Origin of the sequence: Allobosea rubneri (assembly GCF_032464875.1) — a bacterium.
Taxonomy (GTDB): Bacteria; Pseudomonadota; Alphaproteobacteria; order Rhizobiales; family Beijerinckiaceae; genus Allobosea; species Allobosea rubneri.
Window position 1 is genome coordinate 1 of the sequence record NZ_JAWDID010000017.1, and the last position, 12,504, is coordinate 12,504.

The window sequence follows — 12,504 nt, forward strand, 5'->3', positions numbered from 1 at the left end:
GCGTCGCGGCGCCTTCGAACTCGCGAAACGCGGCGAAGCTGTCGGCCAAGGCCGGCTCGACGCCGAGCCGGCCCAGTGCCAGCGCCGCGCGCCGCGCATCCGGCGCCTTCAGCGAAAGCTCGCCACGAAAGCCATTGTCGCCAAGATCGCCGGTCGCTTCCAGCGTCGCATTGGCGATGCGCACATTGGCGCTCCCGCCCGAGACCCCGGTCTCGCTCAGGCGTCCGCGCAGGGCAAAACCGCTCAGATCCTCGCCGCGCCAGGCGATCTGGTCGAGATCGAGCGTAAGATCGAGCGCCCCCGGCAGCGCCTGCAGGGCACGCTCGAAGCCCGGCCTCTGCCCGAGCGCCTCGATCAACGCGTCGGCGTCGATCCGCCGTGCCCGCAGTTGAAACCCGCCGGAGCCCGTCGCCGGCAGCAGGCGGCCCTCGCCCTCCAGCCGCGCCGCCCCGCCGGCGATCTCGACCGCGAGTCCGCTGAAATCGAGCTGGCGGTGCCCGCCGCTGACTGTGCCGGAAAGGCTGAGCGCCCCGCCTGGCGTCAGCGTGAAGGCGCCCTGGAGCGATGGCTGCAGTTGCCCGCCAGCCAGCGGCAGGGCGAGCGCGCCGTCGAACGAAACCTGGTTCTGCTCGCCGGTGACGAAGATCTTGGCGCGCAGGCGGCCGTCAGCCTCGGCCTCGCCGGTGGCGAGCCGCAGCGAGGCCCCCGCGACCTCGCCCTCGACCCGCCAGGGCCCGCCGAGGCCGGCTGCGGCGAGATCGACCGAGATCGGCGCCAGCACCTGCGCCGGCTTGTCGCCCTCGCGCCAGATGATGGCCGAGCGGCGGATCGCGAAGTTGTCGATCGCGGTCGCCGCCGGCAGTCCCGTGCCATGGCGGGGCGGCATCAGCACCGCCCCATTGGGGTCTGTAACCAGGGTGAGCGCCATGCCGTCGGCTTCCGCCTCGGTCAGGCGGAAATCGCCGCGCGCCAGTGCCGACAAAGCGAGCTCGACCGTGAGGCGCTCGATTGTCGCCGCGCTGCTCTCGCCATCGGCAGCACCCAGCTTGACCCCGCGCAAGGTCAGGCGCGGCGATGGCAAAAGGCGCAGACCGATATCGCCGGCGATGCGCGTCTCCAGCCCGAGCGCCGCGCCGATGCGCTGCTCGAAAAGGTTGCGATACTCCCGCCAGTCGACAAAGCCGGGCCCGAGCAGCGCCGCCAGCAACGCCGCCACCAACAGCCCGGCCAGGAAGGTCAGGGCCTCACGCACGCTCTTGCAACATTCTGTTCATCACGCGCGCGATCATGCACCCAAGTCGCGGCAGGATCACGACCTCCCTGAAGAGATAACCCTCCTGCCGCCACCGATATTTTCACAACGTGACGATTTTACCCGGATTGAGGATGTTCTGCGGGTCGAGCGAACGCTTCAACAGGCGCATCACCGCCAGCGCCGGCGCGCCATGCTCGGCCTCGAGGTACTTCATCTTCTTCTGGCCGACACCATGCTCGCCGGTGCACGTGCCGCCCATGGCGAGCGCGCGCTTGACCAGACGGTCGATGAAGTCCTGGCAGACCGCGACTTCCTCGGGATTGGCAAGGTCGACCATCGGCTGGGTGTGGAAATTGCCGTCGCCGACATGGCCGACGATGGGCGCGATCAGCCCGAGCGCCTCGATGTCGCGCTTGGTCTCCTCGACGCAGTCCGCCAGCCGCGAGATCGGCACGCAGACATCGGTCGCGACCGATTCAGCACCCGGCCGGAGCGTGCGCGCCGCCCAGTAGGCGTCGTGCCGTGCCTGCCAGAGCTTGCTGCGATCCTCCGCCTTGGTCGCCCAGTCGAACGGTCCGCCGCCGAACTCGGCGGCGATTTCGCCGAAGCGCTCGGCCTGCTCCTTCACGCCCTCCTCCGAGCCGTGGAACTCGACGAACAGCATCGTCGTCTCCGGCAGGCCGAGCTTGGAGTGCAGGTTGACGCCGCGCATCATCACGTCGTCGACGAGCTCGATCCGCGCCACCGGCAGGCCGGACTGGATGGTGACGATGGTCGCGTCGCAGGCCGCCTTGACCGACGGGAACGGGCAGACGCCGGCCGAGATCGCCTCGGGGATGCCGTGCAGCTTCAGCGTCACCTCGGTGACGATGCCGAGCGTGCCTTCCGAGCCGACGAGCAGCCGCGTCAGGTCGTAGCCGGCCGAGGTTTTCCGGGCCCTGCTCGACGTCTTCACGATCGCGCCATCGGCCATCACCGCCGTCAGCGCGACCACATTGTCCTTCATCGTGCCGTAGCGCACGGCATTGGTGCCGGAGGCGCGCGTCGCCGCCATGCCGCCGATCGAGGCGTCGGCGCCCGGATCGATCGGGAAGAACAGGCCCTGGTCGCGCAGATGCTCGTTCAGTTCCTTGCGCGTCACGCCGGCCTCGACGACGCAGTCGAGGTCCTCCGCATGCACGGCCACGACCTTCTTCATCTGGCCCATGTCAATGCAGACGCCGCCATAGGGCGCGTTGACATGGCCTTCGAGCGAGGTGCCGGTGCCGAACGCGATCACCGGAACCCCATGCGCCGCGCAGAGTTTCACGATGGCGGACACCTCGTCGGTGCTCTGCGGGAAGACCACTGCGTCCGGCGGCTGGTTCGGAATCCAGGTCAGGGTGTGCCCGTGCTGCTGACGAACTGCCAGACTGGTTACCAGACGGTTACCGAAGCGAGCCGCGAGTTCCTGCGTGACAGCCGCAATTGCCTGGGCCGAAGGCGGCAGCTCTGCGGCAGGGACAGGGGGGGTCTGAGCCATCGCGGCGGGAGAGTGCATTGTCATGACCTGAAAGGATCGCCTAGTCTGGAATCGTTCGGCTTTCGAGCAGCCGCCATGGCGCTGTTTTCCCGCGCGCCGTGAGCAACGGCAAGTGCCAAGCTGCGAAGCCGGGCAGGTCTGTAGCGCAGGGCTCCGGGGCAGGCTCGCGATTGGTGAAGCGAGAGCAAGAGGAGGCGCCCATGCATGACGAACCCCGCACGACCGCCCTTTTCTTCGCGCCCTTTGTCTCGTCGAACATGCGCGTCGAACCGCAATGGATCGATTACAACGGTCATCTCAACATGGCCTATTACCACGTCCTGTTCGACCGGGCCGTGGACGAGCTGTTCTCGCTCATCGGCCTCAACCATGACTATGTCGAGACCCGCAACGCCTCGGTCTTCGCGGCCGAATGCCACATCCTCTACAAGCGCGAGCTGACCGAGAGCGACCAGGTCCGGGTCACCGCCCAGCTCATCGCCTTCGACGAGAAGCGGCTGCATTTCTATCTCGAGATGCGCCATGCCAGCGAAGGCTGGCTGGCGGCCACCTCGGAGAACCTCTCGCTCCATGTCGACATGGCGAGCCGCAAGGTCACGCCCTTCCCGGCCGACATCCTCGCCGGCCTCGCCTTGATGAAGGCCGCCCATGCCCGCATGCCGCTGCCGGCCATCGTCGGCCGGATGATCGGCATGCCGGTGAAGACTGCGATCACCGTCGAGTCGATGAGCGGCGAGCGCGAGAAAGAGACGCGCCACTAGGCCATCGGGTGTTGCCTCGAACTCGGCACAGCGCTCCGATCGTGCCATAGTCCCGGGATTGTCGATCCTGGACAGGTTTGCATGCCGGCTGCGGTCAACACATTCCTGATCGTGCTCGCGGCCATCTTTCCCGTGGTCAACCCACCGGGCTCGGCCCTCGTCTTCCTTGGGCTGACGCGCGGCGCAGCGGCCGAGACCAGGCGCGTTCTCGCGCGCCGCATCGCCGTGAACTCGCTCTTCGTCCTGATGGGCTCGTTCCTTCTCGGCTCGCTCGTCCTCCAGTTCTATGGAATCTCGATCCCGATCCTGCGCGTGGCAGGCGGTCTGATCGTCGCCGTCTCCGGCTGGAAGCTGCTCAACGAAGGCAGCCAGAAGGATATCGAGACAGCGGACGCTGTGCCCCGCACGGATCTGATGTCCCAGGCCTTCTACCCGCTGACCCTGCCGCTGACGACGGGCCCCGGCACGATCGCCGTCACGATCAGCATCGGGCTGTCGCGCGCGACCTTCACCGGCTCCTCCGGCGAACTCATCTTCGTGCTGGCGAGCCTGCTGGCGATCTTCGTGATCGCGCTCAGCATCTGGTTCTGCTTCGCCTATGCGGTGCGCGTGCAGAAGCTGCTCGGCAAAGGCGGCACGGAAATCGCCGTCCGTCTGTCCGCCTTCATCCTGTTCTGCCTTGGCGTCCAGATCCTCTGGTCGGGCGTGAGCGAACTGCTGACGTCGACGTTCGCGTCCCGCTGAAGCCGGCTGGACAGAAAGCCCCCTCGCCCCCGCGCCGAACCGGCCGAGCCGGGAACAAGGGCAGCCCGCTCCTCAGTCGTCGTGGTCCGGGATCTTCAGGATGTGGCCGCAGGCCTTGCAGTGCACGGCGTCCGGCTCGTGACGCTGGAGCGCGCATTGCGGGCAGGGAAAGGTCACCTTCTGCGGCCGGAACACCGCCTGCGCCAGCCGCACGAACAGCGAAATGCCGACGATCATCACCACGATCGAGGTCAGCTTGCCGCCGATGCCGGGCAGCGTGATGTCGCCGAAGCCGGTGGTCGTCACCGTGGCGACGGTGAAATAGAGGGCCTCGACATAGCCATCGAGGCCAGGGCGTCCCATGAAGAAGAAGGTGTAGACGAAGCCGGTGACCACGAAGAGGAAGGTGACGAGGTTGATCAGCGCCCGCGAGACATCCTCCCATTCGCGATAGCGCGTCTCGCGCAACTGCCCCCAGAGCAGGTTACGCTGCGACAGCGACCAGAGCCGCAGGATGCGCAGAAAGCCGAAGTTCTCCAGCCATTGCGGCGCCAGCAGCGTCGCCAGGATGAACAGGTCGAGCAGCATGCTCGGCTGCCGCAGGAGCCTCGGCACGTTGGACGAGGCCAACATCCGCGCCACGATCTCGATCAGGACGATGGTCGCGACGGCGTAGTCGAGCCAGAGAAAGGCCGGTTTGCCGCGCAGCAGCGGCGTCGCGATGAAGAAGCCGATGATCAGGAGATCGACGATCAGCGTCGCGAACTGGAAGCGCAGCGCCGCCGGGGTCCGGCCGTGATAGAGCTGGCGCAGACGGTCGCAGGTGCGTTCGAAACGCTCCGAGGGCCCAGCCTGATCCTGCGTTTCGCTCATCGCGATGGCGTATCAGGCCAAGGGCGGCGCCGTCCAGATGGCTCAACCTCGCCGGGTCGCGAGCCCTTGCACGGCATAGCCGTTATAAAGCCGCCGCGTGCTGCCACTCGCGTCGCTCTCGGTGCAGAGCTGCTCAAGTTCGGCGCCGAGCTCCGGTCGCGGCGTGACGTGGAACAGCGCCAGCCAGCGGTTCAGCAGCGCCTTGAACGGGGCCGGCAGATGCGCCTGGTCGCCGAAGTCGACGATGTGGAGCGACCCGCCGGGCGCCAGCGTCGACAGCGCCCGCGCCAGCACCGCGCGCCAGGGCGGGATCATCGACAGGGCGTAGGAGATCACGACCCGGTCGAAATCGGCCCGGCCGAACAGCGCTTCCGGCTCGAAACTCGTCGCATCAGCCTGCTTCAGGGTGATGCGGCCGGAAAGCCCGGCCTTCGCCACCTGCTGGCGCGCCGTCGCGAGCATCTCCTCGGAAACGTCGAGCCCGTAGCAGCGCGCCTGAGGATAGGCGCGCGCAATCTTGATCAGGTTTCGCCCCGTCCCGCAGCCGACCTCGAGCACGCTGCCGCCCGTCGGCGGCTGCAGGCCGTCGACCAGCCCATCGCGGCCGAGCAGGTAGAATTTGCGGGTGGCATCGTAGATGTGCCGCTGGAAGCGGTACATCCGGTCCATCAGCCCGGCTGCATCCTCGCTGTGCCGGACCGCGCTCACGCCTGCGCCCCGCCCTGCGTATAGAGATGGAAGGCGCCATAGATCGATGAGCGATCGCGCGCGCCGAGCTCGCGGCTGCGCATCTCGTGATACTGCCACTGCGACAGGATCGCGTCCGGCACCCGCCCCGGCAGCAGCCGCTCATCGGCGGCGGTGCGGAAGATCACCCGCGCGCCTGGTGCCGCCGTGCGGGTGATCTGAGACCACAGCGCCGTCAGCTCGGCATCGTTCATCCAGTCTTGCGCGTCGAGCAGGACATAGCCATGGCAGCTCGCCGCCGGCTGCTGCGCGAGATAGGCGGTGACCGAGCCCTGATGGTAGCCGACCCGGCCGGCCCGTTCGCGCACCGTCTCGAAATGGTGCGGCTCGAGATAGGGCGGGACCGAAGCATCCGGCCCCGGTCCATAGCCGCGGCCGAAGGCCTGCCAGGCGAAGTAATTGGTCTTGAGATCGAAGCCGCAGGCCAGTCGCTCCAGCCGGTGGCGCAGCACGTTGCGTATGCCGGCATCGCCATCGGCGGCCAGCGCCTCATATTGCGCCGGCGGGATGCCGAGCCCGTAGAGCGAGGCCGGCTGGCGCACCAGCCAACGCACCAGCCTCTTCTCGAAGACCGGCGCGAGATGGGCCTCGAACAGCGCCCGCTGTTCCTCCATCGACTTCGCCTCCAGCATGATCCGCGGATCGCAGCCGAGCCGGCGGCCGAGAAAATGACCGGCGCCGATAAAGCGACCGAGCAGGCCGTGGCGGTAGAAATTGCGGGCGAACGCCTCGATCCGCCGCCGCCCGGTCAGGCTCCGCCCTTCCCAATAGGCGCGACTGACCGCGTCGAGCCGCGGCGCGATGGCGCGGTCATAGAGCGCGACATTCGCCTTGGACTGTGCCTCGCCGAAGAAGCGCCGGAAGGTCGGCTGGTCCTCGATCTCGGCCAACGCCGCGAGCTTGAGGTGGCCGAGCGCGATATGGGCACCGTTGAGGTCGACGGCGCTGATCCTGGCCGGGTCGGCGGTGAGATAGGACAGGATGTTGCAGGAGCCCGAGGCGATCGCGACGAGATGGTCGCCCGGTTGCAGCGCCAGCGCCTCCATGTCGACGACCGGGTCCTCCCAGATCTGCGGGTAGACCAGACCGGAGAAGGCGAGCGTGAACATCCGCTCCAGCAGACCGGCGCGCGAGAGCGCCTTGCTGCGATGGACTGCGTTGTTGAGCCCGAGGCTGGTGTTGCGCTTGACCGCCCTGACCGTCTGCGTCACGCCTGCCTCGATGTCACGATTGCAATGGCGAGCCGACTAGAGGAGTCGCGTGACGGTTGGGTGACGCGGGACGGCGCCGGAGAAGAACTCGGTCTCGGCCGAACGCGAACGTGAAGCGGGCGACGCGCCGCCCCCCTGAAATCAGGAAGACAAATCCCCATATCTCGCGCCACACTCCCGATGAGACAGCGCGGAAAGGAGCCTTGCATGGGCCTGATGGACATGTTCGCCAAGACGGGGAAGCCGGAGCGCGAATTCCCCTTCCAGCTCAGCGACGCCGAATGGCGCGAGAAGCTGACGCCCGAGCAGTATTACGTGCTGCGTGGCCACGGCACCGAGCGCGCCGGCTCCTGTGCCCTGAACTTCGAGAAGCGTGCCGGCACCTTCTCCTGCGCCGGCTGCGACCAGCCGCTGTTCAAGGCCGGCAAGAAGTTCGAGAGCGGCACCGGCTGGCCGAGCTTCGACCAGCCGCTCCAGGGCTCGGTCGAGGAGAGCGAGGACTACAGCTTCGGGATGCACCGGGTCGAAGTGCACTGCGCCAATTGCGGCGGCCATCTCGGCCATGTCTTCCCCGACGGCCCGCCGCCCACCGGCCTGCGTTACTGCATCAACGGTGTCGCGATGAATTTCGCGCCTGAAGTGGGGTAAGCACACTTGTCGTCATGGTCGGGCTTGTCCCGACCATGACGACAAGTGCCAGCCGATAGCCCATTCTCTCGTCATCCTGTAGCTTCGCCCGAGCTGTTGCCGGAGCGCCAGGATGCGGCCACCGATCGATACCGACCTGCTCAAGACCTTCGTCACGATCGTCGAGACGCAGAGCTTCACCCGCACCGGTGACCGGCTGCACCGAACGCAGCCGGCGATCAGCATGCAGATCCGGCGGCTGGAGGAAGCGCTCGGCAAGGAGGTCTTCGACCGAACCAAGCGCCAGATCCAGCTGACGCGCGAAGGCGAGGTCCTGCTCCACTATGCCAGGCGCATCCTCCCGCTCAGCGACGAGGCAATGAGCCGCATCGACCAGGCCGGCCTGTCGGGGATCGTCCGCATCGGCACCTCCGACGACTACGCCAACATCCTGCTGCCCGAGATCCTCAGGCGCTTCGCCGAGGCGCATGCCGGCGTTCAGGTCGACATCGTCTGCGACAACGGCGTCGCCATCGAGCGCAGGCTGAAGGATGGGCTGGTCGACCTCGCCCTCGTCGCCTGCCGCGGCCCGGTATCGGAGCATGAATTGATCCGGACGGAAGAGCTGGTCTGGATCGCGGCGTCTCCATCCCTGGCCAGGGGCCGCCCCCTGCCCCTGGCCGTCTTTCCCGAGGGCTGCGTCTGCCGGACGACGATGGCGGAGGCTCTCGATGCAACCGGGCGCGATTGGCGGATCGCCTTCAGCAGCGACAATATCGGCGCGATTCATGCCGCGGTCCGCTCCGGCATGGGCATTAGCGCCGTCGAGCGCAGCCTCGTCCCGGCCGGAGTGCGGATTCTGAATCGCGCCGAGGGTCTGCCCCTGCTAGCTCCCGTCCATCTCTGCCTCAAGCTCAACCGGCACAGCGCTTCACCGGTCCTCGATGCGCTCGCCGACGAGATCCGGACCGGCCTCGCGCCAACGGCATTCCGATACGAGCCGCAAGCCATCATCATGCCTGAGGCGACACTTCCCGCTTGGGCTCGCGCGGCACCACCGCGATCGCGCTCAGGATGATGATCGCGAGCCCCACATAGGCCCAGCGATCCGGCACGTCGCCGAAGACGAGGATGCCGAGAATGGTCGCGGTGATCACCTCGGCATAGGTGAACGGCGCGAGCAGGCTCGCCTCTGCCCGCTCGAACGCTTTGATGATCAGGAAATGCGCGATCGCGGCGATGCAGCCGGTCGCCATCAGTTGCAGCCATTGGATGGCGCTCGGCGACTGCCAGACGGGGATGACCGCAATGCTGGACAGGACGCAGCCGACCAGCCCGGTCTGGTAGACCGAGACGACCGCCGGAATCCGGCTCTCAACCACCCGCGTCAGCAGCAGGAAGACGGCATAGCCCATGCCTGCCGCAAGGCCGATCAGATAGCTCCATTGCCAGTTGTCGGCACTCGGCCTGATCGCCAGGACGATGCCGAGGAAACCGACCGCTATCGCCAGCCATTGCAGCGGCGTGACCTTCTCCTTGAAGACGAGGAGCGCCAGCAGGGTCAGGAGAAAAGGCTCCACGAACCACAAGGTCAGCGCCGTCGTCAGCGGCATATGGTGGATCGCGACATAGAACAGCGCGACCGCGAGAAAGAGCGCAGCGCTCCTGGCAGTCAGCGTCCAGGACACGGTCGGCAGCAGCATGTGGGGACCGTATCGCCAGGCGCTATAGAGCCCTGTCACCAGGCAGTGGAAGAAGAAGCGCGCCCAGATCACCTGTAGGACAGGCAGCGACGCCGACAGATATTTCGCCAGCGTATCCGAGATCGGCAGAATCTGGAGCGCGATCACGAGCAGGAGAATGCCGGTCAGTTGCCGCCTGTCCATATCCGAATGCCTCACATGACATGCGGCACAGGCTCGCAGAATGGCCGGCGCTGGAGAAATCCAGAGTTTGGATGCCAGGATCAGCGGCGCTTATGGAGCCAGCTCCGGCACCGCCCTTCGCGCCAGGGCCGCCGCATCCACGCCATGGGGCAAATCTCCGAAATGGCCGGACCAGCGCCCGGCGAGCCGCGTCGCGACGAAGGCGTCCGCGACCGCATGCGGCGCGTGGCGGATCAGCAGCGCGCCCTGCAGCATCAGCGCCAGCCGCTCGGTCAGCCGTCTCGCCTGGCCCTCATGGCGGATGAGCTCGGGCAGATCGCCCTCAAGCGCCTGCAGCGCCGCGTCATAGCGCCGGTCTTGGCCCGAAACCGCGTGCAATTCCTTGAGCAGCGCCTGCAGCGAGCCCGGCTCGCGCTCGAGCGAGCGCAGCACGTCGAGGCAGATGACATTGCCCGAGCCTTCCCAGACCGAGTTGAGCGGCGCCTCGCGATAGTGCCGCGCCATCGGGCTCTCCTCTATGAAGCCGTTGCCGCCATGGCATTCCAGCGCCTCGACGATCACCGCCGGCGTGCGTTTCGCCACCCAGTACTTCGCCAGCGGCGCGCCGATCCGCGCCAGCAGCTTTTCACTCTCGGACTGCTCCTGCCGGTCGACCGCGGCGAACAGCCTGAACGCGAGCCAGGCCGCGGCCTCCGCCTCGATCGCGAGATCGGCGAGGACGTTCTGCATGATCGGCTGGTCGATCAGCAGGCGCTGGAAGGCGGTGCGGTGCTGGGCGTGATGGCCGGCGAGCATCACCGCCTGCCGCATCAAGCCGGCCGAGGCCGCGGCAATGTCGAGCCTTGTATTGTGGTTCATCGACAGCCCGGTCCGCAGGCCCCTGCCGGGATCGCCGAGCATATGGCCGATGGCACCGCGGAACTCGACCTCGGAGGAGGCATTCGAGCGGTTGCCGCATTTGTCCTTCAGGCGCTGGATCGCGATGCCGTTGCGCGCCCCGTCGGGCAGCCAGCCCGGCACCACGAAACAGGAGATGCCCTCCTCATTGCGCGCCAGCGTCAGGAAGACGTCGGAATGCGGCACCGAGAAGAACCATTTGCTCCCATGCAGCGAATAGGTTCCGTCGCGATTGTCATAGGCGATGGTCTGGGTCTGGCGGAGATCCGAGCCACCCTGCGTCTCGGTCATCGCCATGCCGACGGTGGCGCCGGTCTTGCCTGCGGCGGGGCCCTGACGCTTGTCATAGGCTGCGGACGAGATCAGCGCGCCCCACTGCGCCCAGCGCGCCCGGTCCTGCTTCAGCACCGGGATCGCCGAATAGGTCATCGAGATCGGGCAGCAGATCCCGCTCTCGCAGCCATACCAGAGATATTGCAGGGCGGCCCGCGCCACCTGCGCCCCCGGCCCCGGCCTGTTCCAGGCCAGCGCATGCGTCTCCTGGCCGATTGCCCGGCTCATCAGCGCGTGCCAGGCGGGGTGAAACTCGATCTGATCGATGCGGTTGCCGTAGCGGTCATGGCTGCGCAGCTCCGGCCCATGCCGGTTGGCGAGCCGCGCCATCTCGATCGTCTCGGCGGCACCGACCGTCCGGCCGGCCTCGTGCAGCCGCTCATCGGCCCAGCCGGCGTCGAAGGCCCTGACGGCCGCCTTCAGCACGGGATCGGCGGCGTAGGCATCGTAATCGGCCAGCGGCGGCACCTGATTGGTGACCTGGTGGGCGTGCGATGCCTGGGCCATGAGCTTCCCTTCCGATCCGCGAACCGCCCCGTGATTAACCACCAGACTATGTCGGCGCCCCGGAATTGCGAACCTGCCCGATTGCCGCCCGAGTTCGCCCGGCACCTCGCCGCGCGCGCCATGACCGGCGCGGGCCTATGAGAGAGCCTTCACGTGCTGCGACGCGTCCTGAATACCCTGGTCATCCCCCTTGTCGCCGGCTTCGGCCTCGCCGCCATGCCGGCGAACGCCCAGCCTCAATCGACCGCGAAGGCGCAGCCGGGCGAAGGCCGGCCTTATGAGGTCGCCGGCAGCGAGGTCTGGGACGTGCCCGATCCGGTCTCCGGCCGTGGCTACCAGGTCTTCGTCGCCCTGCCGCCTTCCTACGCGAAGGAACCGCAGCGGACATATCCGGTGCTGTACGTCACCGACGCGGATTACGCCTTCCCGATCATCCGCCAGATCAGCCGCCGCCTGAACCTCGACGGCCCCAAGCTCGAAGAGTTCATCCTGGTCGGTCTGTCCTATGCCAAGGGCGAGGATGGCGCGGCCAGCCGCCGGCGCGACTACACGCCGACACCGAACGGGCCGAGCAGTGCGCCGGCCGGCACAGTTCATGGCCAGGGACGAGCCTACCAGACCTATCTGCGCGATCAGGTGAAGCCATTCATCGCCGCCCGCTATCGCGCCGATCCGTCCCGGGCGCTCTTCCTCGGCCATTCCTATGGCTCCCTGCTGGGTGCGCAGATCCTCTTCACCGAGCCCGGCCTGTTCAGCGGCTACATCCTCGGCAGCCCGTCGCTTTGGTATGACAAGCGCCACGCTCTGGGCCTCGAGGCGAGCTATGCCGCCCAGAACCGCGACCTGCCGGCCAAGGTCTTCCTCTATGTCGGCGAGTACGAGGCGCTGCGCAAAGGCGACCGGCGCTACAGCCAGAGCGTCGACATGGTCGCCGACAACCGGACACTGGAGACGGCGTTGCGCGGCCGGAAGTACCCCAATCTGAGCCTGAAATCAGTGGTCCTGAACGACGAGGACCACCTCTCCGTTGCGCCGCGCGGCTTCACGCAAGGGCTGAGATACCTGCTGCCAGCGCGGTGAGCGGGCGGGTTTAGAGTGCCCCGGACGCCGTCGCGGAAAACCGTCCGCGGCGGCGAGCAAT

General features: G+C 67.3%; 12 protein-coding genes. 5 read left to right on the forward strand and 7 right to left on the reverse strand.

The annotated features are described in order from the left end of the window. The coding region (locus tag RKE40_RS13045; protein ID WP_316018671.1) for an AsmA family protein at positions 1 to 1,252 on the reverse strand (1,252 nt) is incomplete at its 3' end. Positions 1,253 to 1,355: 103 nt separating this feature from the next. Then, entirely contained in the window at positions 1,356 to 2,795 is a 1,440-nt protein-coding gene (locus RKE40_RS13050; protein WP_390893360.1) for an FAD-binding oxidoreductase, read from the reverse strand. 182 nt (positions 2,796 to 2,977) lie between these two features. Between RKE40_RS13050 and RKE40_RS13055 the strand changes: the two genes are divergently transcribed. Then, entirely contained in the window at positions 2,978 to 3,538 is a 561-nt protein-coding gene (locus RKE40_RS13055) for a thioesterase family protein (RefSeq protein WP_316018672.1), read from the forward strand. An 81-nt stretch (positions 3,539 to 3,619) separates the two neighbouring features. Then, positions 3,620 to 4,282: a MarC family protein gene (locus RKE40_RS13060; protein ID WP_316018673.1), complete on the forward strand. Its 663-nt coding sequence runs from the start codon at positions 3,620 to 3,622 to the stop codon at positions 4,280 to 4,282. A 72-nt stretch (positions 4,283 to 4,354) separates the two neighbouring features. Here the strand turns inward: RKE40_RS13060 and RKE40_RS13065 are convergent, their stop codons facing one another. The 3 genes from RKE40_RS13065 to RKE40_RS13075 are packed head-to-tail and all read right to left on the reverse strand — an operon-like array spanning position 4,355 to position 7,113. Then, entirely contained in the window at positions 4,355 to 5,155 is an 801-nt protein-coding gene (locus RKE40_RS13065) for a potassium channel family protein (RefSeq protein WP_316018674.1), read from the reverse strand. Between the two features lie 42 nt (positions 5,156 to 5,197). After that, entirely contained in the window at positions 5,198 to 5,815 is a 618-nt protein-coding gene (locus RKE40_RS13070) for a class I SAM-dependent methyltransferase (RefSeq protein ID WP_316018762.1), read from the reverse strand. 44 nt (positions 5,816 to 5,859) lie between these two features. Further along, complete coding sequence (locus RKE40_RS13075; protein ID WP_316018675.1) at positions 5,860 to 7,113, reverse strand: BtaA family protein; 1,254 nt, start codon at positions 7,111 to 7,113, stop codon at positions 5,860 to 5,862. A gap of 216 nt (positions 7,114 to 7,329) precedes the next feature. Here RKE40_RS13075 and msrB point away from each other — a divergent pair, with 216 nt between their 5' ends. Together msrB and RKE40_RS13085 are read left to right on the forward strand one after the other, a co-directional pair. Further along, entirely contained in the window at positions 7,330 to 7,761 is a 432-nt protein-coding gene (gene msrB, locus RKE40_RS13080; protein ID WP_316018763.1) for a peptide-methionine (R)-S-oxide reductase MsrB, read from the forward strand. A gap of 112 nt (positions 7,762 to 7,873) precedes the next feature. Further along, complete coding sequence (locus RKE40_RS13085; protein ID WP_316018676.1) at positions 7,874 to 8,818, forward strand: LysR substrate-binding domain-containing protein; 945 nt, start codon at positions 7,874 to 7,876, stop codon at positions 8,816 to 8,818. On the opposite strand, the gene RKE40_RS13090 is transcribed toward RKE40_RS13085, so the two are convergent. Together RKE40_RS13090 and RKE40_RS13095 are read right to left on the reverse strand one after the other, a co-directional pair. Beyond that, positions 8,754 to 9,626 carry a DMT family transporter gene (locus RKE40_RS13090; protein WP_316018677.1) on the reverse strand — a complete coding sequence of 291 codons (873 nt, stop codon included), beginning with the start codon at positions 9,624 to 9,626 and terminating at the stop codon, positions 8,754 to 8,756. The genes RKE40_RS13085 and RKE40_RS13090 overlap by 65 nt on opposite strands. A gap of 90 nt (positions 9,627 to 9,716) precedes the next feature. Beyond that, on the reverse strand, positions 9,717 to 11,363 hold the full coding sequence (locus RKE40_RS13095) for an acyl-CoA dehydrogenase family protein (RefSeq protein WP_316018678.1): 1,647 nt from the start codon (positions 11,361 to 11,363) through the stop codon (positions 9,717 to 9,719). Positions 11,364 to 11,516: 153 nt separating this feature from the next. On the opposite strand from RKE40_RS13095, the gene RKE40_RS13100 reads away from it, so the two are divergent. Further along, a complete protein-coding gene (locus tag RKE40_RS13100; protein ID WP_316018679.1) occupies positions 11,517 to 12,443 on the forward strand; it encodes an alpha/beta hydrolase in 927 nt (308 codons plus the stop codon). Positions 12,444 to 12,504 lie beyond the last annotated feature (61 nt).

What these genes read in the sequence shown, in the direction of transcription:
- RKE40_RS13070 (WP_316018762.1), bottom strand. Translation starts at nt 5,815, where the DNA reads ATGTACCGCTTCCAGCGGCACATCTACGATGCCACCCGCAAATTCTAC.
- RKE40_RS13055 (WP_316018672.1), top strand. Translation starts at nt 2,978, where the DNA reads ATGCATGACGAACCCCGCACGACCGCCCTTTTCTTCGCGCCCTTTGTC.
- RKE40_RS13095 (WP_316018678.1), bottom strand. Translation starts at nt 11,363, where the DNA reads ATGGCCCAGGCATCGCACGCCCACCAGGTCACCAATCAGGTGCCGCCG.
- RKE40_RS13065 (WP_316018674.1), bottom strand. Translation starts at nt 5,155, where the DNA reads ATGAGCGAAACGCAGGATCAGGCTGGGCCCTCGGAGCGTTTCGAACGC.
- msrB (WP_316018763.1), top strand. Translation starts at nt 7,330, where the DNA reads ATGGACATGTTCGCCAAGACGGGGAAGCCGGAGCGCGAATTCCCCTTC.
- RKE40_RS13060 (WP_316018673.1), top strand. Translation starts at nt 3,620, where the DNA reads ATGCCGGCTGCGGTCAACACATTCCTGATCGTGCTCGCGGCCATCTTT.
- RKE40_RS13050 (WP_390893360.1), bottom strand. Translation starts at nt 2,795, where the DNA reads ATGCACTCTCCCGCCGCGATGGCTCAGACCCCCCCTGTCCCTGCCGCA.
- RKE40_RS13090 (WP_316018677.1), bottom strand. Translation starts at nt 9,626, where the DNA reads ATGGACAGGCGGCAACTGACCGGCATTCTCCTGCTCGTGATCGCGCTC.
- RKE40_RS13085 (WP_316018676.1), top strand. Translation starts at nt 7,874, where the DNA reads ATGCGGCCACCGATCGATACCGACCTGCTCAAGACCTTCGTCACGATC.